The 24431-nt window shown below is 74.3% G+C and carries 18 protein-coding genes and 1 pseudogene; 10 read left to right on the top strand and 9 right to left on the bottom strand.

Annotated features, from left to right (window positions below):
• Positions 1 to 187: 187 nt before the first annotated feature.
• Positions 188 to 1777 (top strand): carboxylesterase/lipase family protein, encoded by a 1590-nt coding sequence (locus ACWCQK_RS03540; protein ID WP_451151400.1) that lies wholly within the window; start codon positions 188 to 190, stop codon positions 1775 to 1777.
• Here ACWCQK_RS03540 and ACWCQK_RS03535 read toward each other — a convergent pair.
• Together ACWCQK_RS03535 and mmuM are read right to left on the bottom strand one after the other, a co-directional pair.
• Positions 1659 to 2635 (bottom strand): annotated as a pseudogene (locus ACWCQK_RS03535) (beta-L-arabinofuranosidase domain-containing protein); the annotation flags it as partial. The gene ACWCQK_RS03540 and the pseudogene ACWCQK_RS03535 overlap by 119 nt on opposite strands.
• Before the next feature lie 468 nt (positions 2636 to 3103).
• A complete protein-coding gene (mmuM, locus tag ACWCQK_RS03530) occupies positions 3104 to 4054 on the bottom strand; it encodes a homocysteine S-methyltransferase (RefSeq protein WP_451151398.1) in 951 nt (316 codons plus the stop codon).
• Positions 4055 to 4284: 230 nt separating this feature from the next.
• Between mmuM and ACWCQK_RS03525 the strand changes: the two genes are divergently transcribed.
• The 3 genes from ACWCQK_RS03525 (at position 4285) to ACWCQK_RS03515 (ending at position 7290) form a co-directional block, all read left to right on the top strand.
• Positions 4285 to 6000, top strand: coding sequence for a DUF2264 domain-containing protein (locus ACWCQK_RS03525; RefSeq protein WP_451151396.1), 1716 nt, complete (start codon positions 4285 to 4287; stop codon positions 5998 to 6000).
• The gene (locus ACWCQK_RS03520; protein WP_451151394.1) at positions 5997 to 6365 is read left to right on the top strand and encodes a VOC family protein; all 369 of its coding nucleotides are present in this window, start codon (positions 5997 to 5999) and stop codon (positions 6363 to 6365) included. Before ACWCQK_RS03525 ends, ACWCQK_RS03520 begins: the two co-directional genes overlap by 4 nt.
• 70 nt (positions 6366 to 6435) lie before the next feature.
• Complete coding sequence (locus tag ACWCQK_RS03515) at positions 6436 to 7290, top strand: isocitrate lyase/PEP mutase family protein (RefSeq protein WP_451151392.1); 855 nt, start codon at positions 6436 to 6438, stop codon at positions 7288 to 7290.
• Between the two features lie 21 nt (positions 7291 to 7311).
• Here ACWCQK_RS03515 and ACWCQK_RS03510 read toward each other — a convergent pair whose 3' ends face one another.
• The 6 genes from ACWCQK_RS03510 to ACWCQK_RS03485 all read right to left on the bottom strand — a co-directional run bounded on the left by ACWCQK_RS03510 (position 7312) and on the right by ACWCQK_RS03485 (position 15386).
• Positions 7312 to 7896: a TetR/AcrR family transcriptional regulator gene (locus ACWCQK_RS03510; protein WP_451151390.1), complete on the bottom strand. Its 585-nt coding sequence runs from the start codon at positions 7894 to 7896 to the stop codon at positions 7312 to 7314.
• Between the two features lie 83 nt (positions 7897 to 7979).
• Positions 7980 to 9299 carry a jacalin-like lectin gene (locus ACWCQK_RS03505; protein WP_451151388.1) on the bottom strand — a complete coding sequence of 440 codons (1320 nt, stop codon included), beginning with the start codon at positions 9297 to 9299 and terminating at the stop codon, positions 7980 to 7982.
• Between the two features lie 288 nt (positions 9300 to 9587).
• Complete coding sequence (locus tag ACWCQK_RS03500) at positions 9588 to 12452, bottom strand: glycoside hydrolase family 2 TIM barrel-domain containing protein (RefSeq protein WP_451151386.1); 2865 nt, start codon at positions 12450 to 12452, stop codon at positions 9588 to 9590.
• Positions 12453 to 12479: 27 nt separating this feature from the next.
• Complete coding sequence (locus ACWCQK_RS03495) at positions 12480 to 12647, bottom strand: hypothetical protein (RefSeq protein ID WP_451151384.1); 168 nt, start codon at positions 12645 to 12647, stop codon at positions 12480 to 12482.
• Positions 12648 to 12786: 139 nt separating this feature from the next.
• Positions 12787 to 14031, bottom strand: a complete 1245-nt coding sequence (locus ACWCQK_RS03490) for an ROK family transcriptional regulator (RefSeq protein ID WP_451151382.1) — start codon at positions 14029 to 14031, stop codon at positions 12787 to 12789.
• 110 nt (positions 14032 to 14141) lie between these two features.
• Positions 14142 to 15386, bottom strand: coding sequence for an FAD-binding protein (locus ACWCQK_RS03485; protein ID WP_451151380.1), 1245 nt, complete (start codon positions 15384 to 15386; stop codon positions 14142 to 14144).
• 218 nt (positions 15387 to 15604) lie between these two features.
• On the opposite strand from ACWCQK_RS03485, the gene ACWCQK_RS03480 reads away from it, so the two are divergent.
• The 6 genes from ACWCQK_RS03480 to ACWCQK_RS03455 all read left to right on the top strand — a co-directional run bounded on the left by ACWCQK_RS03480 (position 15605) and on the right by ACWCQK_RS03455 (position 23908).
• Positions 15605 to 16960 (top strand): radical SAM protein, encoded by a 1356-nt coding sequence (locus tag ACWCQK_RS03480; protein WP_451151378.1) that lies wholly within the window; start codon positions 15605 to 15607, stop codon positions 16958 to 16960.
• Between the two features lie 229 nt (positions 16961 to 17189).
• Entirely contained in the window at positions 17190 to 18689 is a 1500-nt protein-coding gene (locus ACWCQK_RS03475; protein WP_451151376.1) for a cellulose-binding domain-containing protein, read from the top strand.
• A 119-nt stretch (positions 18690 to 18808) separates the two neighbouring features.
• Positions 18809 to 20491: an SWIM zinc finger family protein gene (locus ACWCQK_RS03470; RefSeq protein ID WP_451151374.1), complete on the top strand. Its 1683-nt coding sequence runs from the start codon at positions 18809 to 18811 to the stop codon at positions 20489 to 20491.
• A 252-nt stretch (positions 20492 to 20743) separates the two neighbouring features.
• Positions 20744 to 21835, top strand: a complete 1092-nt coding sequence (gene rsgA / locus ACWCQK_RS03465) for a ribosome small subunit-dependent GTPase A (RefSeq protein ID WP_451151372.1) — start codon at positions 20744 to 20746, stop codon at positions 21833 to 21835.
• 151 nt (positions 21836 to 21986) lie between these two features.
• On the top strand, positions 21987 to 23408 hold the full coding sequence (locus tag ACWCQK_RS03460) for a bifunctional transcriptional activator/DNA repair enzyme AdaA (protein ID WP_451151798.1): 1422 nt from the start codon (positions 21987 to 21989) through the stop codon (positions 23406 to 23408).
• Positions 23405 to 23908 (top strand): methylated-DNA--[protein]-cysteine S-methyltransferase, encoded by a 504-nt coding sequence (locus tag ACWCQK_RS03455; RefSeq protein ID WP_451151370.1) that lies wholly within the window; start codon positions 23405 to 23407, stop codon positions 23906 to 23908. The genes ACWCQK_RS03460 and ACWCQK_RS03455 overlap by 4 nt, the downstream gene beginning before the upstream one ends.
• Positions 23909 to 23944: 36 nt before the next feature.
• Here ACWCQK_RS03455 and ACWCQK_RS03450 read toward each other — a convergent pair whose 3' ends face one another.
• Positions 23945 to 24427, bottom strand: a complete 483-nt coding sequence (locus ACWCQK_RS03450) for a DUF456 domain-containing protein (protein ID WP_451151368.1) — start codon at positions 24425 to 24427, stop codon at positions 23945 to 23947.
• Between the last annotated feature and the right edge of the window lie 4 nt (positions 24428 to 24431).

Below are 24431 nucleotides of genomic sequence, written 5' to 3'. Positions count from 1 at the left end.
GGGGCACGGAGGTACGGGAGCACGGCAGGGCCTCGGTCACCCGAGCGGGTTCCCGGTCTCGGGTACGCCGGACGGCCCGGTCGTACGCCGAACGGCCCCGTATCCGGCTCGTGGCGCGGAATACCGTGCGCCGCTGTGGTGCTCTGTCCATACCAGTGCGTTTGCGCGGCGAAGGGCTGGTGGGCACATGACGGCAGGCCGGGCGGACCCCGTGGTCACGACCCCGTACGGGGCGGTACGCGGCAGATACGAGCGAGGCGTCGCGGTGTTCCGGGGCATCCCGTACGCGGCACCCCCCTTCGGCCCCCGCAGGTTCCGCCCACCGGTTCCGCCCGAGCCGTGGGACGGGGTGCGCGACACGGTGGACTTCGGGCCCACGGCGCCGAAACCGCCGTACTCGGAGGCCTTCGCGCAGTATCTGGCCGACCCGGTCGTACCGGGCGAGGACTGCCTCAACCTGAACGTCTGGACGCCGGACCCGGGCCCGGCCGCCCGCCTGCCGGTCCTCGTGTGGCTGCACGGCGGCGCGCTGACCCGCGGCTCGTCGGCCGTCCCCGTGTACGACGGACATCCCTTCGCCCGGGACGGCGTCGTGTTCGTCTCCGTCAACTACCGGCTGGGCGTGGAGGGCTACGGGCTGTTCCCTGATGCCCCCGCCAACCCCGGCCTGCGCGATCAGCTCGCCGCCCTGGAATGGGTGCACGCGTCGATCGAGGCCTTCGGCGGCGACCCGGGGCGGGTGACCCTGTGCGGGCAGTCGGCGGGCGCCATCAGCATCGGCGCGCTGATCGCCGCCCCGCGGGCGCAGGGGCTGTTCCGGCGGGCGGTGTTGCAGAGCGGGCCGCCGGAGGCCCTCGACCGGGAGAAGGTGCGGCGGGTGGTGCGCCGGATGGCGACCCGGCTGAAGGTCCCCGCCACCGCCGAGGCCTTCGCCGAGGTCGACCCCGCGCTGCTGCTCAGGATCCAGGCCGAGGTGGGCCGCCTCAGCAGCCCGGTCCTGGGCGGGCCGGCCTTCGGCATCGTCGTCGACGGCGACCTCGTACCGCGCGATCCGTTGGAGGCGCTCTGTGACGGCGGGGCGGGGGCCGCCGCCCCGGACGCCGACCTGCTGCTGGGCTGGACCCGTGACGAGTACCGGCTGTGGCTGGTGCCCGGCGGGCTGCTGGAGCGCGTCGACCGGCTCGGACCGGTGGCGCTGGCCGGTGCCATGGCCCGCTGCCGGTGCGGCAGCGAGGTGGTGCGCGGCTACCGCGCGCTGCACCCCGACGCCGGCACCGCCGAGATCGTCGGTCAGCTCGTCACCGACCACCTGCTGCGGAACCCGCTGCACCGGCTGGCCGACGCCCGGCCGGGGTCGGCGTACGTCTACGAGTTCGCCTGGCCGTCGCGGCGGGGTGGCCTCGGCGCCTGCCACGCGCTGGAGCTCGGCTTCGTGTTCGACACCGGGGATGTCCCGGAGGCGCGCCAACTCGCCGGGGAGGGTGCCCCGCCGGAGCTGGCCGACGCGATGCACGGGGCCTGGGTGCGGTTCGTCGTCGAGGGCGATCCGGGGTGGCCCGCGTGGGACGAGACGCATCCGGTGCGTGTGTTCGGCGACGGCGCCCCGCGTGTCGCCTACGGCCCACGGGACGCCGAGCGCGCCCTGTGGGCGGCGGACGTCAGTCCCGCGGAATCCACACCCGCATCGGACCCGCCTTCCGGTTGGCCCATCCGTAGTACGGAACTGCGGTCAGCGGTACGGCGGTTCCGTCGCTCCGGCGGCGTCCGTCGGCACTGATCACCCGCACCCCGCCCAGCAGGTCGGGATCGTGCCGGACGGCGAGGGCGGCCCCTGACGGCAGGGTCAGGTCGTCGAAGCGGACGCCGGACGGCTGGTCGACGCCTTCCAGGCAGTACACGAGCGGCCCGCGCTCCAGGGCGACGCAGCCACGGGCGGCGTCCACGCGCGGGTCGGGGCGCACCAGCCGGGGGGTGAGGTCCAGGTCGAGCGTCACCGTGTCCCCGGACCGCCACCGGCGGCGCACCCGCAGCCATCCCTCGCTCACCCCGTCGACGCCCGGAACCGCGCCGTCACCGCCCTCGCCGGCAGCGCCGCGCCCGCGCACCGTGCCGCCCGCGGTGCCGTCCGGGCCGCCCGGGGCGGTCGCGGCGCCGCCCGACGTGAGCACGGCCCCGTCCGGTGCCGTCGCCGTGAAGCCGGCGCACCAGGACGGGATCCGCAGGGAGAGCGTCCAGTCGGTGGCCGCCGGCGCGTCCTCGACGGTGACGGCGATCCGGCCCTCCCACGGGTACTCGGTGGCCACCCGGACCCGGCCGCCGCGTACACCCCCGTGGCGTACTGGTGCAGCTGGAGCCCGTCGCGGTCCCCGCTCGCCAGGTAGTGGGGCAGCGCGGCGAGCAGCCGCATCGCGTTCGGCGGACAGCAGGCGCAACGGAACCACGGAGTACGGCGCGCCGTCCCGTCCGCCTCGCCCGCGCCCTCGTACTCGTCGCGCACCTGGAGCGGGTTGACGTACAGCCAGCGGGTGCCGTCCAGGCCCACGCCCGCGAGGAAGCCGTTGTAGAGGGTGCGTTCCACCAGGTCGGAGTACTTCGCCTCGCCGGTCAGCAGCGCCATCCGCCAGGACCCCTGCACCCGCCGCTCGGCCCAGAATCCGCCGGTGACCTGGGCGGCGGACGCTGGGCGCAGGGCGGTACGGGCACGGCGGGTGAGGCGGATGGGGCCGGAGCTCATGCGGGCACTCCCGTGTCTGCCGTGCGGTCGGGGCGAGGCAACCGGTTCCTGTCCCGGGGAGCGTGAGAGACGACCCGGGACGCGACAGGGATCCTGCCCCGGCGCGCGGCGGGGCTACCTCCCCCAGGCCGAGTCCCGTACCCGCACATGTGTACCCGGACCCGGACCGGACGGGACGGCACCGGACCCGGACCGGACGGGACGGCACCGGACACGGCCCGGACGGGGCGGCGCCCGGACCCGGACCGGACGGCGCCCGGCAGCCGCGCGTCCCGGCCGTCACGCGTGTGCCCCGCGACCCTGCCGATGGGGTGCCGCCGAAGTGCCGTGCTGATATACCGAGTTCAGGATCCGTCAAGTGCCGCGTGACTAGGCAGGGTTGAGCGTCCTGGCGATCGACGCGATCGCCTCGGGGCCCACCCGGCAGCAGCCGCCGATCAGCCGGGCGCCCGCGTCCCGCCAGCCCGTGACCTGTCCGGGGGTGAAGGAGGAGCGGCCCGTCCAGGCGCGCGCCCCGGCGTTCCAGCCCTCGCCGCTGTTGGGGTAGGCCACGACCGGCTTGCCGGTGACGCGCGCCGCCGTCGAGACCGCCGCCTCGACGTCCTCGGGGGCGCAGCAGTTCACGCCGACCGCGATGACCTCGTCGGCGTCGGCGGCCAGCGCGAAGGCCTCCGCCAGCGGCTGCCCGGCGCGTGTACGGCCGCCCGCGACGGAGTACGACAGCCAGGCCGGCACGCCGAGCCCGCGCACCGCCCGCAGCAGCGCCCGCGCCTCGTCCGTGTCGGGGACCGTCTCCAGGGCCAGGACGTCGGGTCCGGCGGCGGCCAGCGCCTCCAGGCGGGGCCGGTGGAAGCGCTCCAGTTCGTCGACGCTCAGGCCGTAGCGCCCCCGGTACTCGGAGCCGTCCGCCAGCATCGCCCCGTACGGGCCGGCCGACGCGGCCACCCACAGCGCACGGGTCGCGCCCCGGGCGCGGGCCCGCCGGGCCGCCTCGCGCGCCAGCTCCACGCTCAGCCCGAGCAGCCGGGCCGCCTCGGCCCGGCCGATACCGCGCCGGGCGAAGCCCTCGAAGGTGGCCTGGTAGCCGGCCGTGATCGCCACGTCCGCGCCGGCCCCGAAGTAGGCGAGGTGCGCCTCGGTGATCGCCTCGGGCCCTTCGGCGAGCAGCCGCGCCGACCACAGTTCGTCGCCGAGGTCGTGTCCGGCGGACTCCAGCTGGTTGGACATCCCGCCGTCGAGGACGACGACACCCGAGGCGAGGGCCTCGGCGAAGGTTGCGGCGGTGGGGGCGGGGGTGGGGGCGGGGGTGTCGCGGGTCATGCGACGACGCTAGTCGAAGCGGCGGACGACGGCCGCGCACGTCCGCCGGGCGGAACGGACCGACGTGCGGAACGGATCGACGGGCGGAACGGACCGACGTCCGGTCCGTTGACCTCCTGGGCGCGCGCCCCTACCTTTTCGAGGTCGTCACACCACCTGAGCACACGTCGAGGGGCGTCCCGGCCGGAACCGGGGTGCCCGGACCCCCGCCGAGAGGACGACATCCCCTGATGCGGCTTCCCCCGCCCGACCGCGCCCTCAGCCCCCGCACCGGCCTCACCCGCGCCCACTGGGAGGCGGCCGCCGACGCCCTGCTCGCCTCGGTGGAGCCCTACGCCACCGAGGACCGCGCCCTCTACCACCTGCCCGGCGACCACGAGAGCTGGTCGGGCCGCCGCTCCGACGGCCTGGAGGGCTACGCCCGTACGCTGCTGCTGGCCGCCTTCCGGCGCGACGAGAACGTGCTCGGGCGCTACGCCGAGGGCCTCGCGGCCGGAGCCGCGGGCGGCTGGCCCCGCATCGAGGACCGCGGCCAGCCCCTGGTCGAGGCCGCCTCGATCGCGCTCGCCCTGCGGCTGACGCGCCCGCTGCTGTGGGACCGCCTGGACGACGCCGTGCGACAGCGGGCCGCCGACTGGCTGGCCGACGCGCTGACCGCCGAAGCCTGGCCCTGCAACTGGGAGTTGTTCCCGGTGACCGTCGGCGGATTCCTCCAGGAGATCGGCCACGAGCCGGACACGGCCCGCAAGGCGATCGACCGCGGACTGGCACGCGTCGAGGAGTGGTACGTCGGCGGCGGCTGGTACACCGACGGCGACGGACGCAAGTTCGACTACTACAACGGCTGGGCGATGCACCTCTATCCGGTCCTGCACGCCTGGCTGGCGGACGACACCCGGCTCCTCGGCCACTACGGCGACCGCCTGGAACGCCATCTCGCCGACTACGCCCGCCTGTTCGGCGCGGACGGTGCCCCGATGCGCCAGGGCCGGTCGCTGACCTACCGCTTCGCGACGGCGGCCCCGCTGTGGCTGGGCGCGCTGACCGGCCGTACGCCGCTGTCGCCGGGCGAGACCCGTAGGCTGACCTCGGGCGCGCTGACGTACTTCCTCGACCGGGGCGCCGTCGACGAGCGCGGACTGCTGACCCTGGGCTGGCACGGCCCCGACGAGAGTGTCCTGCAGGGCTATTCGGGCCCGGCGTCCCCGTACTGGGCGAGCAAGGGATTCCTCGGCCTGCTCCTGCCGCCGGACCACGCCGTCTGGACGGCGGCCGAGGAGCCCGGCCCGGCGGAGCGCGCCGACGCGGTGACCCCGGTCGCCGCCCCCAACTGGCTGCTCCAGTCGACCCGTTCGGACGGCCTGGTCCGGCTGCACAACCATGGCAGCGAGGACGTCCGCTACGACCCCTACTACACCCGCCTCGCCTACTCGACCGTGACGGCGCCCTCGGCGTCGTACGACAACAGCGTGGTCGTCGGCGGCGATCCGAGCCGCACCTCCATCGAACCGCTGGGCGTCGGCGACGGCTGGGCCGCCTCGCGGCACACGACGGCCTCCGGCGCCCGGGTCACCAGCCTGGTGCTCGCGCACGGAGCCGCGGAGGTGCGGGCGCACCTGGTGACGGGCGCGGAACCCGGCACACCGGTGCGGCTGACCGGGTGGGCGGCGCCCGAGGGGGTCCGGGCCGAGCTGCTGCCCGCCGTGGGCCTGACCGCCGGACTCACCGGCGTCACCGGCGCCGGGGACAGCCTCTTCGTGGCCCTGGCCCGGCTCACCGCAGAGCCGGATCCGGACCCGCTGCCCGGCCTGGTGTCGCTGCGCGGGAGCGGCGCGGGGGAGTGGGACGTGCGCTGGAGCCGGGGGCCCGCGCTGCGGGTACGGCTGGACCGGGACGGAGTGGATGTCGCCCGGCTCGAGGGGCGTACCGGAGAATCCCCCACATGACTTCCGCGATCCGTCACACGACCATCGACTGCGCCGACGCCTACGCCCTCGCCCGCTTCTGGTCGCAGGTCCTGGGCAGCCCCCTGCACGCCGACGACCATCCCGGCGACCCGGAGGCGCAGATCGAGGACGCGGGTCTGCTGTTCGTCACCGTGCCGGACGCCAAGACCGTCAAGAACCGCGTGCACCTGGACCTCCAGCCGCAGGACCGCACCCGGGACGAGGAGGTCGAACGGCTGCTCACGATCGGCGCGAAGCTCGTCGACGACCGCCGCGACGAGGACGGCACGGGGTGGGCGGTGCTGGCCGACCCGGAGGGGAACGAGTTCTGCGTGGAGCGGAGCGCGGCGGAACGCGCGGACTGAGACGCCGGTACGGGACCGCGCCCCGGACACTTCGGCCGCCGCCGAAGTGACGCGGACCTAGCGTGTCGGCATGACGCACCGTTTGCAGGACGACCCCGCGCGTGCCGGACGGATCGAGGTCCCGCGCCGCTCGCGCGGGGGAGCGCCGCCGACCGCCTTCGCCGCACTGCACCACGCCGACGAGCCCCTCGTCCTGCCCAACGCCTGGGACCACGCGGGCGCGCGCGCCCTGGCCGCCCGCGGGTTCCCGGCGATCGGCACGACCAGTCTGGGGACCGCGGCGGCGGCCGGGCTGCCCGACGGCGCCGCGGCGACCCGTGACGAGACGACCCGGCTCGCCCTCGCGCTCGGTTCGGAGCCGTTCCTGCTGTCGGTCGACGCCGAGGGCGGGTTCAGCGCCGACCCCGACGAGGTGGGGGAGTTCGCCCGCGAGCTGGCGGCGGTCGGGGCGGTGGGTATCAACCTGGAGGACGGCCTCGGGCCCGTCGGCCCGCACGTCGCGAAGATCGCCGCGGTGAAGAGGGCCGCTCCCGGGCTCTTCGTCAACGCGCGCACGGACACCCACTGGCTGGGCGACGGCGATCCCCGGGAGACCATCGCGCGGCTGGACGCCTACCAGCAGGCGGGCGCCGACGGGGTGTTCGTGCCCGGTCTCACCGATCCCCGCCGGATCGGCGCGCTGCTGCGCGTCCTCGACGTCCCCCTCAACATCCTCTACTCGCCCACCGGTCCCACGGTCGCCCATCTCGCCGCGCTCGGCGTGGCCCGGATCAGCCTCGGCTCCCTGCTCTACCGGCGAGCGCTGGGCGCGGCCCTGGACGCGGTCGCGGACATCACGGCCGGCCGCGCGCCCCGGGGGACGACACCGACGTACGACGAGGTGCTGGCGTTCGGCCGCCGCGGGACACCGCCGCGGACGCCGTGACCCGGGCCGGCCGCCCCCGGGTCAGCCGTCGTGCGGCTCCTCCCGGGGCCAGTGCTCCAGCGCCACGTGCAGGGCGTCGACGGCGCGGTCCCAGGACTTCTGTACGTCACGGGGGGCGCCGAAGCCGCCGCCGGCCTCCAGGACGCAGTAGCCGTGGAAGGTGCTGCGCAGCAGGCGCACGGCGTCGGTGAGGTCGGGTTCGTCGAGGCCGTAGGCGCGGAGCATGCCGTAGGTGATCTCGGCGGTGCGCAGCATGGCCGGGGAGCCGGCCAGGAGGGACTGGTCGACGCGGACCTGGGTGGCCGCGTACCGGCCCGGGTGCTGGAGGGCGTACGCGCGGTAGGCGTCCGCGAAGGCGGCCAGGGCGTCCTTGCCGGCCCGCCCGGCGACGGCCGCCGCGATCCGGTCGATCAGTTCGCCGCCCGCGCGCAGCGCGAGCCGGGTACGCAGATCCTGGAGGTTCTTGATGTGCGAGTACAGACTCGCGTCCTTCACCCCGAAGTGCCGGGCCAGCGCGGACACGGTGACGTTCTCGAAGCCCGCCTCGTCGGCGAGGTCGGCGGCGGCTGCCACGACCCGGTCGGTCGTGAGGCCTGCTCGGGCCACGGGGACCGCCTCCTCCATGTCACCAGGCTCCAGCCTAGGGGGTCTAGGCTGGAGCCTAGCGCATACGGCAGGCGGTTGGATGCTCAGCCGATCGGCGCGTACAGCACGCCCAGCTTGTCGATCCCGGCGCCCGAGCGGCCCGTGAAGCCGACGATCTGCCGGCCGGACGGGGCCGTGAACGTCCTCGTGTCGGACGTGGCCGTACCGGAAGACAGGGTGCGGCCCCTGTCGGTGCCGAACGCGGCCGAGAAGATCCGTGTCCGGCCGTCCTTCTGGCCCTCCGTCAGCTTGACCGACGTCAGGTGTTCACCGGAGGCCAGGGTCAGTGAGGTCGCGGTGCCGCCCGTGCCGCCGTGCGACAGCGCCGTTCCACCGTCGTGGGTCAGCGACACCGCGTCGAGACGGGCGCCGCCGCGCAGGGTCAGGGTGCGCGGGGAGAGCGCGGCGGGCAGGTCGTCGGCGTCGTTGAAGGCCGTTCCGTGCGGGCCGCCGAAGAAGTCACTGGCACTCAGCGCGGAGGCGAGGGTGTAGGAGAAGTCGACCGTGTGCGGGAAGTGGTCGGAGAGGTTGCCGCCCGCGGAGTCCAGGAAGGACGCCCACTCGTCGTGGTAGCGGGTCGCGTTCAGGGTCAGCAGCCCGCTGCCGCGGTAGAACACCTTGTCCACCACTTCGCAGTCGTCGGCCGGTGCCGTGGTCGGGCACAGCAGGGCGTCCGCGCCCTGCGCCGGCCGGGTGCCGCCCTTCACCAGCTTCACCCACGCGTCCGTCAGACCGTTCTCGTCGGCCAGCGTGCGGATGTTGTCGCCGGTGCGCGTGTACCGCGTGTTGGTGTCGCCCATCACGATCACCGCGTTGCCCGCGGAGTTCGCCTGGATGAAGTCGGAGAGCTGCTCGACGTTGGCGCGCCGGGCGGCCAGCGCGTCGTCGGTGGAGTCCGCGTTGGTGTGGACGTTGTAGAGGTCCAGGAACACGCCCTCGGCCAGCCGCACCCGGGCGAGGGTGAAGCCCTTCGGGGTCAGGCAGTTCGTACCGGTGCAGTCGTTCCACCGCACGCGCTCGAAGTCCTCGAAGGGCTGGTCCGAGAGGGTGTTGAGGCCGTCGCCTATCCCGGCTCCGCCGCTGGTCGCGGTGCGGTACGCGTGGCCGTCTCCCGCGTACAGCGCCGCGTGGTAGTTGAAGTCCTCCTGGACGTTCACGATGTCGTACCCGGCCAGCCTCGGCGAGATCAGCGGGGTGTTGGTCGCCGGGTGCCCGGAGCTCAGGCCTTCGGGCAGGCCCGCGACGTTGTAGGTGAGCACGTCGAAGGTGCCGCCGGTGGCCGCCGCAGCGGGCGTCGGACCGGCGGCGGCCGGGCCGGCCAAGGCGAGCGCGGCGGCCGCGAGGGTGCCGATGAGTCTTCTCATGGTGGGGGTCTCTCCGGTGGGTGGGGGCGGAGCGAGAAGAGGAGGAGACGCACCCGGTAACGGGGCGGGCGCGGCAGCTCGACGCCGCTCAGCGTGACGCCAACTGGTGTGACGGACAAGGGCTGTTGGGGAAACAGTGCAAGCCGTCGACCCGTCGACCCGCCGCCCTTCCGACCCGCCGGGCCGCCCACCCGCAGCCCCCCCGGCTCGCCGCCCCGCTTTTCGCCCGCCGAGGAGTCGGCCGGTCGTGCGGGGCGGCGGCGGTCAGGGGGTCAGGTGGTCAGGTGGTCATGGCGTGGGCGAGAAGACGAAGGAGAACTCCGTCGGCTCGGCCCGCAGGAAGTACCGCGGGAGCGGGCCCGGGCCGCAGGACTGGGAACCGATGCCGTGCTGGCCGTGGTCCAGGTTGACCCACACCGAGTCGCCGGGCGTGAGGTCGGTCAGGTGCGCCGCGCGATCCAGCTGTTCGGTCGTCCAGCGGCGGGCGGAGAACCAGAACTCCGGCTCGCCCTCGATCCGCAGGCCGCCGATCTCCACCCAGCGCACGTCCGCGCGCGCGCCGTTCTCCTGGGGGCGGACGTAGGGCGTCTGGAGGTCGTCCACCCGCGAGTCCCAACGGCCCAGCAGGGCGGCCGACCTGGTGTCGGGGTACGCCTCCCCGGGACCCCCGCCGTACCAGCGCACCCGGTCCGCCGAGCCCGGGAGCCCGAGGCGGACGCCGAGCCGGGGCAGTGGCAGTGTCCAGTCCCCCTCGGGGGTGACGGACACGGTCAGCCGCAGTCGCTCCCCGTCCGAGGTCCAGCGGTACACGGTGCGCAGGCCCAGCGCCCGGCCGGCCGGCGCCACCCGGGTCCGTACCGTCAGCGCGTGGCCGTCCGACTCCAGCTCGTCCAGGCGGTGTTGCATGCGGTGCAGGCCCAGCTTCCGCCACAGCACGCCGTGGCGGGCGTCCGGCTGCCAGGCGGCGCCGTCGTCGTTGTCGGTGGTCGCCCGCCACACGTCCAGGCGCGGTCCGCCGACCTCCACCCCGCCGACCGACGTCAGCGTGCCGGTTCGGGCGTCGAAGACCCCCGGGCCGAGGGTGATCCGCTCCTCGGCGAGCACGGGTTTCCGGGTGGCGGCCAGGGACACGGCGGGGCGGGCCGTGACGGGGAACTGACCCCAGGCGACCACATGGCCCTCGGGGGCCCATGGCGTGTCGGCCGCGAGCAGCGCCCGTACCGTGCCCCGGGTCTCCGCGCCCGGCGTGCCCTCGGGGGGCGCGGGCAGCTTCACGTCGGCCGACTCGCCCGGCGCCAGCGCCGGCACGGACAGCGGGCCCGTCTCCACGTCCTCGCCGTCGACCTGGTAGGACCAGGTGAAGACGAGCGCGCCGAGGTCGGCGAAGTCGTGCTTGTTGGTCACGCGCACGGTGCCGTCCGAGCCGCCCTCGACGCGGACCGGTTCGATCACCTTCTTGTACTCGACGAGCCCCGGGGACGGCCGCCGGTCGGGGAACACCAGCCCGTCGCAGACGAAGTTGCCGTCGTGCAGCTCCTCGCCGAAGTCGCCGCCGTAGGCGAAGCCCAGCTCAGGGTGCCTGATGCCGTGGTCGATCCACTCCCACACGAAGCCACCCTGCAACCGCTCGTACTTCTCGAACAGTTCCTGGTAGTCGGCGAGGCCGCCGGGGCCGTTGCCCATGGCGTGCGCGTACTCGCACTGGATGAAGGGGAGTTCACGGCGCCTGTCCGGTCCGCCGTCCTCGCCCCGGCCGATCTCCTCGACCTCGGCGTGGGCGGCGTACATCCGGGAGTACAGGTCGGTGTCGCGGCAGGTGCGGTCGCCCTCGTAGTGCACGAGCCGCGAGGAGTCCCGGCCGCGGATCCACTCGGCCATCGCGCTCAGGCCGCGGCCGGTGCCGGCCTCGTTGCCGAGCGACCAGACGACGACGGACGGGTGGTTCTTGTCCCGCTCGACCATACGGGCCGCGCGGTCCAGCAGCGCCGGGGTCCACCGGTCGTCGTCGACGGGGTTGTTCCGCCAGCCCTGCTCGGTGAAGCCGTGGGTCTCCAGGTCGCACTCGTCGATCACCCACAGGCCGTACTCGTCGCACAGGTCGAGGAAGGCCGGGTGCGGCGGGTAGTGCGAGGTGCGGACGGCGTTGATGTTGTGCCGCTTCATCAGCAGCACGTCCGCCCGCATGGTCTCCGGATCGAGGGCGCGGCCCCGCTCCGGGTGCCACTCGTGGCGGTTGACGCCCTTGAAGAGGACCGGCCTGCCGTTGACCTCGAGCAGGCCGTCCGCGAGCCGCACGGTCCGGAACCCGATCCGCAGCGGCACCCGTTCGCCCTCGGTGACCAGCACACCGTCGTACAGCCGGGGTGTCTCCGCCGTCCACGGCAGCACCGGGACCGTCACCGCCTCGCCGGTGGCGACATCGATGTCGAGGCCGGGCACGGACACCCTGCCGTCGACGTCGGAGTCGACGCGCAGGGTGCCCTCGCCCGTGCCGTGGTCGTAGGAGGCGTGCAGGAAGAAGTCGAGGGCGCTGCCCGCCGGGCGGTGCAGCAGGGTGACGTCACGGAAGATGCCCGGCAGCCACCACTGGTCCTGGTCCTCCAGGTACGAGCCCGCCGACCACTGGTGGACGCGGACCGCGAGCACGTTCCCGGTGGCCTTCAGCAGGTGCCCGACCGCGAACTCGTGCGGCAGCCGGGAACCCTTGAACTCGCCGAGGTCCGTGCCGTTCAGCCAGACCCGGGCGCAGGACTCCACGCCGTCGAAGCGCAGCACCGCACCGCCGTCCGCGAGGTCGGGCCAGTCCGTGGGCAGGTCGAAGAACCGCAGGTGGTCGCCGGTCGGGTTGTCCGTGGGGACGTGCGGCGGATCGACCGGGAAGGGGTAGAGATGGTTGGTGTAGACGGGCGAACCGTGTCCCTGGAGCACCCAGTGCCCCGGGACCGTCACCTTCGCCCAGTTCCCGCAGTCGTAGCCCTCCTCGGTGAAGGAGTCGTCCTGCGCGTCGGCGGTCGGCGACAGCCGCAGGCGCCAGCTGCCGTTGAGGGAGAGTGACGGGGCGTCCGAGGACGCGTACCAGGCGCGGGGCGGCAGGGCCCCGCTGCCCGGCGAGACGTCCTCGACGTAGTCGGTGGCGGAGGCGTGGAAGGACATCGTTCTCCCGATCTCGAGAAGAAGGCGTCAGCCCTTGGCAGGAGGAAGGCGACGGTTCGGCACCATCAGGGTGAAGCGGACGCCGTGGAGGATCTCGTAGGCGTGCCGGTGGGGGATGCGGCGGGGCAGTGACCCGCGCGCGGGCACATGGTCCGCGTCGGCCCGGGTGCGGTCGTGGTCATCCGGACTTCTCACCCCTTCCCCGTCCCATGAGCCTGCCCTGGAACGGCGTGACGACGCGGATCGACAGGGCCGGCCTGTCCGCCCCCGCGCCGTGGTCCTGGTCCGGCCGAGGGCCGTACGGTGTCAGTCGTGCGGTGTCGGTCGTGCAGCGTCATGAGGGTGGTGCGGTACGGCTCCTCGCGGGTGTGGCGCGCCGGGCGGGCCGGTGGCCCACCGACTGCAGGGCGCCTTCGAGGGCGAAGGTGGCCGCGCCCAGGCACACCGGGTCGGTGGGGATGGGGGAGAGGACGATCTCGGTCGCGGCCAGCGGGCGCCGCAACGCGTGCCGGGCGACGGCCGCGCGCACCTCGCCGACCAGCGGTTCGCCGAGCCGGGCGGCGACCCAGCTGCTCAGCACGACCACCTCGGGGTTGAGGAGGTTGACCAGGTCGGCGACGGCGGCGGCGAGGTAACGGGCGGTGTCCCGGACCACTTTGACCGCTACCGGGTCGCCGTCGGCCACGCCCCGGGCCAGCGCGTCGACGGTGGCCGTCTGGTCCTCGGGGTGCAGCAGGGGACTGAGCGGGCTCGCCTCCCGCAGGTTGAGCATGATTCCGGGCGCTCCGACATAGGTCTCCACGCAGCCGTGGTTGCCGCAGTGGCACGGCCGCCCGTCCAGCACGAGCGTGGTGTGCCCCCACTCCCCGGCGCTGTTGCTGACGCCCCGGTGCAGTCCGCCGCCCAGGACGAGCCCGGCGCCCACGCCCGTGCCGAGGTTGACCACCACGGCGTCCCCGCGGCCCCGCGCGGCCCCGAACCACAGCTCGGCGACCGCGCAGGCGCGCAGCGGATTGTCCAGGTACAGCGGGAAGGGGAGGTGTTCGGCGAGCAGGCCGAGCAACGGCACGTCGTGCCAGTCCCAGTTGGGCGCGTACTCCGAGACCCCGGTGTCGCGGTCCACCTGTCCCGGCACGCTCACGCCGACGCCGAGGACGCGGTCCGGCTCGACCCCGGCTCGCGCGACCACCGAGCCGACGGCGGCGGCGACATGGCCGACCACCTGCTCCGGCAGGCTCTCACCGGGGCGCATGTCCTCCTCCGCGCGGGCCAGGACGTTCAGCGCGAGGTCGAACAGCTCGACATGGACGTACGTCTCCGCGATGTCGACGCCGATCAGCGCGCCGCCGGAGGTGTCGACGGCCACCAGGCCCCGGGGGCGCCCGCCCGCCGAGTCCTCGAAGCCGACCTCCGTGATCATGCGCAGGTCGAGCAGCTCGCCGACGAGCGTGGCGACCGTGGCGAGACTGAGTCCGGTCGCGTTCGCCAGCTCCTGGCGCGAGGTGGGGGACGCGGCGATGATCTGGCGCAGCACTTCGTAGCGGTTGGCGGTGCGGATGTCGCGTGAGGTGCGCTTCACCGGAGCCCCTCCCCTCCCGTCCGGTCCGGAACCACGTCGGCACCGGCGCCGCGCCAGGCTATGGGGCCGCCCGGTGTTCGACAAGGGGTTAGGAAAGGGGGTTGACGAAGTCAGTCGCCCAGAACGTCCCGCACGAACGCGTTGGTGAACTTACCCGCCGGGTCCAGCTCCCGCACCAGCGCCCGGAAGTCATCGAGCCGCGGGTACCGGCCCCGCACCACGTCCGCCGGGACGGTGTACACCTTGCCCCAGTGCGGGCGCGGCTCGAAGGCGTCCAGCGCCTCCTCCACCCGCCGCACCACCGGCAGCACCACGTCCGTGTCCTCGACCCAGGTGAAGTGCAGGGCCACGGTGTCCCGCCCGTACGCGGGGCTCAGCCACTGCTCGTCGGCGGCCATGGTGCGCACCTCGCAGGTCTGGAGCACCGGCGCCACCGTCGCCCGGATCGCGTCCAGCGCGTGCAGCGCGTCCAGGGCCCCGGCCCGCGGCAGCAGGTACTCCGACTGGAGCTCGGCGCCGCTGCTGGGCGTGAACTCCGCCCGGAAGTGCGGCAGCCGCTCGTGCCACGGTCCCGGCACCCCGAACTGCCGCGTGCAGTTCTCGGCGGGCATCCCCGGTACCGGGTGCAGCGCCTCGGTGGCGGGCACGGCCCAGGGGAAGTCGGCGAGCGGCTGGTCGGTGCGCCGCTTGAGCCACACCTGCCGGAAACCGGGCTCGCGCCAGTCGGTGAACAGGCTCACGCTGTACGCCGCCGCGGCCACCGCCTCGAAGTCGAGCCCGGCGAGCGGGAGTTCGGTGAACAGATGCTGCTCGACCTCGAAGGAGGGCGCCAGGTCGAGGGTGAGGGCGGTGACCACACCCAGGGCGCCGAGCGAGGTGACGGCCCCGCCGAACCGCGCGTCCCCGCGCCCGATGACGGTCGTCGACCCGTCGGCCGTGACGATCTCCACCTCCCGTACCGGCGCGGCGAGCGGTCCGTTGCCGACGCCCGAGCCGTGGGTGCCGGTCGCCACGGATCCGGCCACGGAGATGTGCGGCAGCGACGCCATGTTCGGCAGCGCGAGCCCGTGCCCGTACACCTGCCGGGCGAGCTCCGCGTACCGGACGCCGCCGCCGACCCGGACCGTACGGGCGGTCGTGTCGACGTCGACCTCGACGGGCAGCGCGTCGAGCGAGAGCAGCACCCCGTCGGCCCCCGGCTCGGCGATCCGGTTGAACGAGTGCCCACTGCCCAGCACCCGCACCCGCGCGCTCCGCGCCACGACCGCGCGCACCTCGTCCGACGAACGCGGGCGGCGCACCTCCTCGGCGGCGTACGTGATGTTGCCCGCCCAGTTGCTGACGGTCTCGGCCATGCGGTCGTCCCTCCGGAGAAGATCGTGGTCCAGGGTTCCCCGGTGAACCTACCCCGGGACCCGGGACGGCCCCGGCCGGGATGGCGACCCGCCGGTCCGAGTCCCGAAACGGCGGTATGTCCGTTCCTCACGCCACGCGGGGGGACCCGGCACCGGCCGCCCGGGACCGGGGGCATACCGTGAGGAGTCGTACACCCGAGCCGGAGGAGGAAGTCGGGATGGACAGCCGTACCGCGCTGGTCGAGGATCTGATGGAGCGCTTTCCGCAGGTGCCGCGGGAGGCGGTCTTCAAGGAGGACCTGCTCCGGGGCGGCGTCGCGTTCGACCCGTCGGCCCTGAGCGACAACGAGGACGGCGAGGTGAAGCCGAAGTCGTACTTCATCTTCTCGTTCGACCACGGCACCCTGCCGGAGCTGGGCGAGGCCGCGCTGCGGCGCCCGCCGGAGGAGATCATCCTCACGGGTGGACCGTACGGCCTGCGGCGGACCGTCGTCTCCGTGCGCGTGAACCCGGCTTCGCCGTACCGCGTGGCCGCCGACGACGAGGGGCAGCTCGGGCTCTACCTCGACGGCGCGCGCGTCGCCGACGTCGGCGTGCCGCCGATGCCCGAGTACTACCGGCACACCCTCTCCAACGGGAAGTCCGTCATGGAGGTGGCGCCCACCATCCAGTGGGGCTACCTGATCTACCTGACCGTCTTCCGGGTCTGCCAGTACTTCGGCGCCAAGGAGGAGTGCCAGTACTGCGACATCAATCACAACTGGCGCCAGCACAAGGCCGCCGGGCGGCCGTACACGGGCGTCAAGGACGTGGAGGAGGTCCTGGAGGCGCTGGAGATCATCGACCGCTACGACACCCAGAAGGCCTCCACCGCCTACACCCTCACCGGCGGCGCGATCACCAAGACGGTCGCGGGCCGCGACGAGGCCGACTTCTACGGGCACTACGCCAAGGCCATCGAGGAGCGTTTCCCGGGGCGCTGGATCGGCAAGGTCGTGGCGCAGGCGCTGCCGAAGGACGACGTGCAGCGGTTCAAGGACTACGGCGTGCAGATCTACCACCCCAACTACGAGGTGTGGGACCGCCGGCTGTTCGAGCTGTACTGCCCGGGCAAGGAGCGCTATGTCGGCCGCGACGAGTGGCACAAGCGGATCCTCGACTCGGCGGAGATCTTCGGCGCGCGCAACGTGATCCCCAACTTCGTGGCCGGTGTGGAGATGGCCGAGCCCTTCGGGTTCACCACGGTCGACGAGGCCATCGCGTCCACCACCGAGGGCCTGCGCTTCTTCATGTCGCACGGCATCACGCCCCGCTTCACGACCTGGTGCCCGGAGCCCACCACGCCGCTCGGCAAGGCCAACCCGCAGGGCGCGCCGCTGGAGTACCACATCCGGCTGCTGCAGGCCTACCGCGCCACGATGGACGAGTTCGGCCTGTCGTCGCCCCCCGGCTACGGTCCTCCCGGCCCCGGCAACGCGGTGTTCTCCGTGAGTTCCTTCATGGACAGCCTGCCCGCGGCGCGATCCGACGGGGAGTCCGTGCCGGAATCCGCGGAGGGCCCCGCGACGGTGTGACGCGTGAGGCGAACGGTGAGTGGAAGCGCGGTCGCGATCCGTACAGTGGGGCGGAGTTGAGGATTCCCGCACCGGGCCGGCCGGCCGCGCTGCCGTCACGTCATGACATCTGAACAGGGCGCTTGTCAGTTGTGACGGAAACGTGAAAGGCTCGGCCTCTGCCGCGAGGTTCCCCCCAACTCCTCTACCGCTATGGTGAGTTGACCTCGCTTGTGGATGCAGGAGACCCATGCCCGACCTGCCGACCCCCAGAGACGCCGCCGAGGCCGCGCTGTTCTCGGAGTGCTGGGACGCGGTCCTTTCCTACGCCGACCTCTGCACGGCCGGTTCCACCGCGGCCCAGCAACTGGCCAGGGACGCGTTCGCACTCGGCCTGCGTGAGGCGCGCGAGAGCGAGGCGGGGGCCCGGCGCGGCGCCGGCCGCCGCCCCTCCGGCCTGCCCCGGATCCCCCTGCTGCTGACCGCCGTACGCACCACCGCGGCCTCCTGGGAGGTCGCGGGGCAGGGGCACAAACTCGACCCCGACCTGCGCCTGTGGCTCAACTCGGACAAGGCCGCCCGGTACACCGGACCGCCGCTGCACCGCCCCATCGCGCTGCGCGGCCTGCGTGACATGCAGGAGCCGGACGCGGCGCTGCTGTGGCTCGCGGAGGTGGAGGCGCTGCCGCTGCGGGCGGTGGCCCGCAGGCTCGGCCTCGACCCGGCCGCCGCGACCGAGGAACTCAACCAGGTACGGGGCCTGTTCCGCGACCGCTGCCACCGCAACCACCTCGACACCCCGCTGAACACGGAGTGCCGCAGCTACGTCCGACTGCTGGACGCGGTCACCCGCTCGCCCTCGGCCGAGACCCCCGAGGACCTCTCCCGGCACCTCGCCACCTGCGTGGAGTGCGCCGAGGCCGCCGCCTGTCTGCGACTGCACGGGGGCGGTCTGCCCGCCGCCCTCGCCGGCGGAGTGATCGGCTGGGGCGGCCTCGCCTACCTGGAGCGCCGCCGCCGGGCCGTCGAGGTGCGTCTCGGCGCCCCCCGCCCCGACGACAAGGACACGGAACACGAGGAGCCCAAGGCAGGCGCCCACAAGGCGCGCGTGGTGCGCAATGGACTTCTCGTGGCCGCGGTCCTGGTCTCCGGGCTCGCGCTCGCCGTGTCGCTGATGCCCTTCGGCGGCGACGCCGACGACACCGCCACGGCCGCCGGCGACGGCCGTCAGCCGGTCGCCGACCCCCGCCCCTCCTCGCCGCCGGCCACCGGCGCCACCGTGTCCGCCTCGGCCGCCACCGGCTCCCCCTCCCCGCGGCCCTCCGCCGACGCCACGTCGGCCACGCCCCGCCACGACACTCCCGACACGGAGCCCCAGGGCACCTCCACGTCCACCGCAGCCGGCAACGCGCCCGCCCCCGGCGCGAGTCAGGAACCGGTCTGCCACGTCCGGTACCACCTCGACACCGAGTGGCCCGACGGCTTCCAGTCGACGGTCACCGTGACCACCGCCCGGGCCCTCACCGGCTGGCAGGTCGCCTGGTCCTTCCGGGACGGCCAGCGGGTCGGCCAGATGTGGGACGCGACCGTCGCCCAGAACGGCTCCCGCGTCACCGCCACCGCCGCCGACTACAACAAGTCGGTCCCCGCGGACGGCACCCTCACCTTCGGCTTCCTCGGTTCCTGGCAGGACACGAACTCGGCCCCGTACGACTTCACGCTCAACGGCCACGACTGCGCGCGGTCCTGAGCCGCGGGGACGCCGACCGGCCGCGCCGCCGCCCGTCGTCGCCTCGGGGCGGGGGTCGGCGGCGGGCCGCAGCGTGAACCGTGCGGACGGCGCCCCGCTCCTCCGGTTGAATAGGCCCTGTGGCAGCGGACCTGGACTTCGACGAGGACGATCTGCGGGCGCTGGCCGGGGGACGCTCCTTCGACCGGGGCCGGGGATATCTGGCGGCGGTGACCGCCGTGGAGGTGGGCGACGGCTGGATCACGGCCACCGTCCACGGGACGGACGTCTACCAGGCGGAACTGACCCTGGACGGGCCGGACGGACTGGCGGGGGAGTGCGACTGTCCGTACGGCGTGGAGGGCAACTTCTGCAAGCACCTGGTCGCCCTGGGGCTGACCGTGCTCGCCGAGCCGGAGGCCGTGCCGCGGCAGCGCGGGCGGGCCCGCACCCGGGCCCAGGAGCTGGACGCGTGGCTGGCCGCTCTCCCCGGGGACGAACTGCTCGCCCTGGTACGGGAACAGGTCGCCGGGGACCGACAGTTGGCCCGCCGGCTGGAACTGCGGGCGGCGAGCGCCCGAGGCGACCTGGCCGAGGTCCGCACCCGGATCCGGGAACTCTTCGACACCGCCCCCTTCGCGCGGTACGGCTATGTCGAGTACGCCGACGCCCGCGCCTACGGCGCACAGGCCGCGCAGGCGGTCTCCGCGATCGCCGCGCTGACCGCCACCGGGCGGCCCGCGGAGGCGATCGCCCTGTCCCGGGAGGCGATGCGACTGCTCAGCGAGGCGCAGGACGCGATCGACGACTCCGACGGCCACCTGGGCCGTATCGGGTCCGCGCTCGCCGAGGCACACCTCGACGCGTGCCGTGCGGCCCGCCCCGACCCGGACGGGACCGCTCGGTGGCTGGTCGGCCATCTGCTCGGCGAGCTGGACGACCTCACCGGCATCGACCCCCTCGACTACGAGGACGTCCTCGGCCCGCAAGGGGTCCTGAGGGTGCGGGAGTTGGCGGCCTCGGCCTGGCGTCGCAACCGCGTCGGCGCGGCGGAGAAACACCTGATGGAGCGGCTGGCCCAGGCGGAGGGAGACGTGGACGGCTGGGTCGCCGTGCAGGCGGCCGACCTCGCCCCGGACGGCAGCACCCACCTGGCCGTCGCCCGCGCGCTGGACGGCGCCGGCCGCCCGGACGAGGCCCTGCGCTGGGCCGAACGCGGCATCGAGGAGTCGCCCGCCGACAGCACCGCCGACCTCGCCCTGGTCGACTACCTCTGCGACCGCTACACCCGCGCCGGCCGGCTCCCCGACGCCGTCGCCCTGCGCCGCGTCCACTTCACCGGCCTGCGCACGCTGGCCGCGTACCGGCACCTGCGGACGGCGGCCCGGACGACCGGCCGATGGCAGGCCGAGCGGGAGCAGGCACTGGCGCTGCTGCGCGAGGACGCCGGACAGCGCCGGCAGCCCTGGCACGGCGGCCCGGTCCTGGTCGACGCCCTGCTCGACGACGGTGACGTCGACGCCGCCTGGCGGGCCGCGGCCGAGACCCGCGCGCACGACCGGCAGTGGCTCGCCCTCGCCGACCGGGCCCGCGCCGCCCGTCCCGCCGACGCGCTCACGGTCTACCTGCGACTGGCCGAACCGCTCGGCGGACAGACCGGCAACGCCGTCTACGAGCAGCTCACCGGTCTGCTGCTGGGCATGCGCGACTGCCACCGACTGCTGGGCACCGAGGCCGAGTTCACCGCGCACCTCGCCGCTCTGCGGTCCGGCCAGCGGCGCAAGCGGAACCTGATGCGGCTCCTCGACCAGCACGGCCTGTGACCTGCCGGCAAATGAGTGGCGCCCGGCCGCGCGCGCCTCTAGGCTGACGACTGCTTCGCACAGCGGCCGGCCGGCCGCTGCTGTCGACCGAGTGAGTACCGGGAGGTGTGACCGATGGCTGTCTCTGTGATGGGTGCTGCCCGCGACCAGAAGTTCATCAAGTCCACCTCCGTGGCCACCGGCTGACACACACTCGATCTTTCCTCGCGCCTGAGCGCGCGACTGCCGGGGCCACCCTGTGAAGGGTCTCCCTTGACTTCCACCTCTGTTTTGACGGCTCTCGCTCCTTACGGCTGGGACGAGGCCTGGGCGGACGAGTTCGCCCCCCACGGCTCCCAGGGGCTGCTGCCCGGACGCGTGATCCGGGTCGACCGCGGGCAGTGCGACGTGGTCACCGCCGACGGGGTGCTGCGCGCGGACACCGCGTTCGTCACCCCGCACGACCCACTGCGGGTCGTCTGCACCGGCGACTGGGTCGCCCTCGACCCCGCCGGCAGCCCGCGCTACGTACGGACGTGTCTGCCACGCCGTACCGCCTTCGTGCGCTCCACCTCCTCCAAGCGGTCCGAGGGGCAGATCCTCGCCGCCAACGTCGACCACGCCGTCGTCGCCGTGTCCCTGGGCGTCGAACTCGACCTCGGCCGGATCGAGCGGTTCCTCGCGCTGGCCTGGGAGTCCGGGGCGCAGCCCGTGGTCGTGCTCACCAAGGCCGACCTCGTGCCGGACCGGACGGGGCTGTCGTACCTCGTCCAGGACGTGGAGACGACGGCGCCCGGCGTGCCGGTGCTGACCGTCAGCGCCCGGGACGGCGACGGTCTCGACGTGCTCGTCGCCCTCGTCAGCGGCGGCACGTCCGTGCTGCTCGGGCAGTCCGGCGCGGGCAAGTCGACCCTCGCCAACGCGCTGCTCGGCGAGGACGTGATGGACGTACAGGCCACTCGGGAAATCGACGGGAAGGGACGCCACACCACGACCACACGCAACCTGCTCGCCCTGCCGGGCGGCGGCGTGCTGATCGACACCCCGGGGCTGCGCGGGGTCGGCCTGTGGGACGCCGGCAGCGGCGTCGGGCAGGTCTTCGCCGAGATCGAGGAGCTGGCGCGCGCGTGCCGGTTCCACGACTGCGCGCACGAGAGCGAGCCGGGCTGCGCGGTGCTCGCCGCCGCCGAGACGGGACAACTGCCCGAACGACGGCTGGAGAGCTACCGCAAGCTCGTCCGCGAGAACCAGTGGATCGTCGCCAAGACCGACGCCCGGCTCCGCGCGGAGATCCGCAAGGACTGGAAGCGCAAGGGCGCGGAGGGACGGGCGGCGATGGAGGCGAAGCGGGGACGGGTGCGGTAGGCGGCGCCAGGGCGCGGGGGGCGATCGGCCGCGTGGTCCGGCACCTCTCCGTACCGAGGGGTACGGAGAGGCGCTGACGGTGTCGGGCGCGGGTGCCGTGTCCGATTTCCGCCAGCCACGCGTCCCGGCCGTCGCTCACACTGGACCTGTGATGGACGAGGACAGCAGGTACGAGGCCGTGCGCAGCCGGGACGCGCGTTTCGACGGCGAGTTCTTCTTCGCCGTCGAGACGACCGGCATCTACTGCCGGCCGAGCTGCCCCGCCGTCACCCCCCGGCGGCGCAACGTGCGGTTCTTCGCGACGGCCGCCGCCGCGCAGGGCTCGGGGTTCCGGGCCTGCCGGCGGTGCCGTCCGGACGCCGTACCGGGCTCGGCCGCGTGGAACGTGAGGGCCGACATCGTGGGCCGGGCCATGCGCCTGATCGGCGACGGAGTGGTCGACCGGGAAGGCGTCGGCGGGCTCGCCGTACGGCTGGGCTACAGCGCCCGGCAGATACAGCGGCAGCTCACCACCGAGCTCGGCGCGGGGCCGGTCGCCCTCGCCCGGGCGCAGCGGGCGCACACCGCGCGCGTCCTGCTCCAGACGACCGATCTGCCGGTCACGGAGATCGCGTTCGCCTCGGGGTTCGCCAGCGTCCGGCAGTTCAACGACACCGTCCGGGCCGTGTACGCCTCGACACCAAGCGGCCTGCGGGCCGCGGCGCCCCGGGGCGGACCGCGGAGCGGGACCGGCCTGGTGGGGCCCGCCACCGGGATCCCGCTGCGGCTCGCCCATCGCGGGCCCTACCAGGCCGGTCCCGTCCTCGACCTGCTCGAACGAGAGGCCGTGGCCGGGATCGAGGAGGTCCGCGGCACCCCCGGCGACCGTACCTACCGGCGCACCCTGCGCCTTCCGCACGGCACCGGGATCGTCGCCGTCCACGAGCGGACCGGAACGCAGCGGGGGACGACGGTCGCCCACGCCGGCGGCTGGCTCGACGCCCGGCTGCGTCTCACCGACCCACGGGACCTCACCACCGCCGTACAGCGGCTGCGGCGGCTGTTCGACCTCGACGCCGACCCGTACGCCGTCGACGAGCGGCTCGGCGCCGACCCGCGGCTCGCCCCGCTGGTCGCCGCCCGGCCGGGACTGCGCTCACCGGGCACCGCCGATCCGGCGGAGCTGGCGGTACGGGCGCTGGTGGGGCGGGCCGCGGCCGAGGCCCTCGTGCGCGAGCACGGCAAGGCGCTCGACGCGCCCTGCGGCACGCTCACCCACCTCTTCCCGGAACCCGCCGCCCTCGCCGGCGGCGACCGGGACGGGGACGGTCCGCTGGGCGCGCTCGCCGCCGCCCTCGCCGACGGGACCGTACGGCTGGACGCGGGTGCCGACCGGGACGACGCGCAGCGGGCGCTGCTCGCCCTGCCCGCGATGGACGCCCGGACGGCCGCCGTCATCCGCACCCGTGCCCTCGGCGACCCGGACGTCGCGCCACCCGGCGTGGACGTCCCCGACACCTGGCGCCCCTGGCGCTCGTACGCACTGCACCACCTGCGCGCCGCGGGCGAGCGGGACGAGAGGGAGATCCGATGACCAGCCCGACCTACTGGACCAGCCTCGACAGCCCCCTCGGGCCGCTGCTCCTGACCGCCGACGCCGACGGCGTGCTGACCTCGCTGTCGCTGACCGGCCAGAAGGGCGGACGCGTCCTCGCCGACCTGGACAGGTCCCGGCAGGACGGCGCGCCCTTCCGCGAGGCGGCGGCACAGCTCGCCGCGTACTTCGCCGGGGACCTCAAGGAGTTCCGGCTGCCGCTGCGCGCCGAGGGCACGGCTTTCCGCGAGCGGGTGTGGGCCGCCCTGGACACCGTGCCGTACGGGGCGACCACCTCGTACGGCGAGATCGCGGCGCGCATCGGGGCGTCGAGGGCCGCCGTGCGGGCGGTCGGAGGCGCGATCGGCGCCAATCCGCTGCTCGTCGTGCGCCCCTGCCACCGGGTGATCGGGGCCGACGGCTCGCTCACGGGATACGCGGCGGGCCTGGAACGCAAGGTGCGGCTGCTGACCCTCGAAGGCGCGCTCCACCAGAGGTAGGCCGAACCCCTGGGGTAGGCCGTACCCCTGCACCCGTCACCCCCACAGCACCGCGCCCAGCCACGCCCCCATGATCAGCAGGCAGGTGAACAGCTCGGCCAGGACGCTCCAGCCGCCCGCCCGCATCGCCGTGCGCACGGCGGCCCGGGCGTCGCCGGGGCGGCCCAGACGGAGCCGCTCGCAGAGATAGATGCCCCCCAGGAAGCCGGGCACCGCGCCCAGCACGGGGATGAGGAAGAAGCCGGCGAACGCCCCGGTCCCGGCGTACACCGCCATGCGCGGGGTCGCGCCGCTCTCGCGCAGCCGGCGGGGCGGCAGGGCGCAGCGCGCCACCTGAAGGAGGGACAGCGCCGCGCTCGCCCCCACCAGGACGCTCCAGGCGAGCGGCTGCGGGTCCTTGAGCGCCCACCACAGGATCCCGGCCCACACCAGCCACGACCCCGGCACCCCGGGCACCAGCACTCCGCACAGGCCGAGCAGAATGACCAGGCCGACCAGGAGGAGTTCCCACACCGCCATCTGC

The sequence above is a fragment of the Streptomyces sp. NPDC002306 genome, assembly GCF_053593435.1.
The sequence above is the reverse complement of the archived record's forward strand: the minus strand, read 5'-3'. Positions and strand labels throughout refer to the sequence as shown.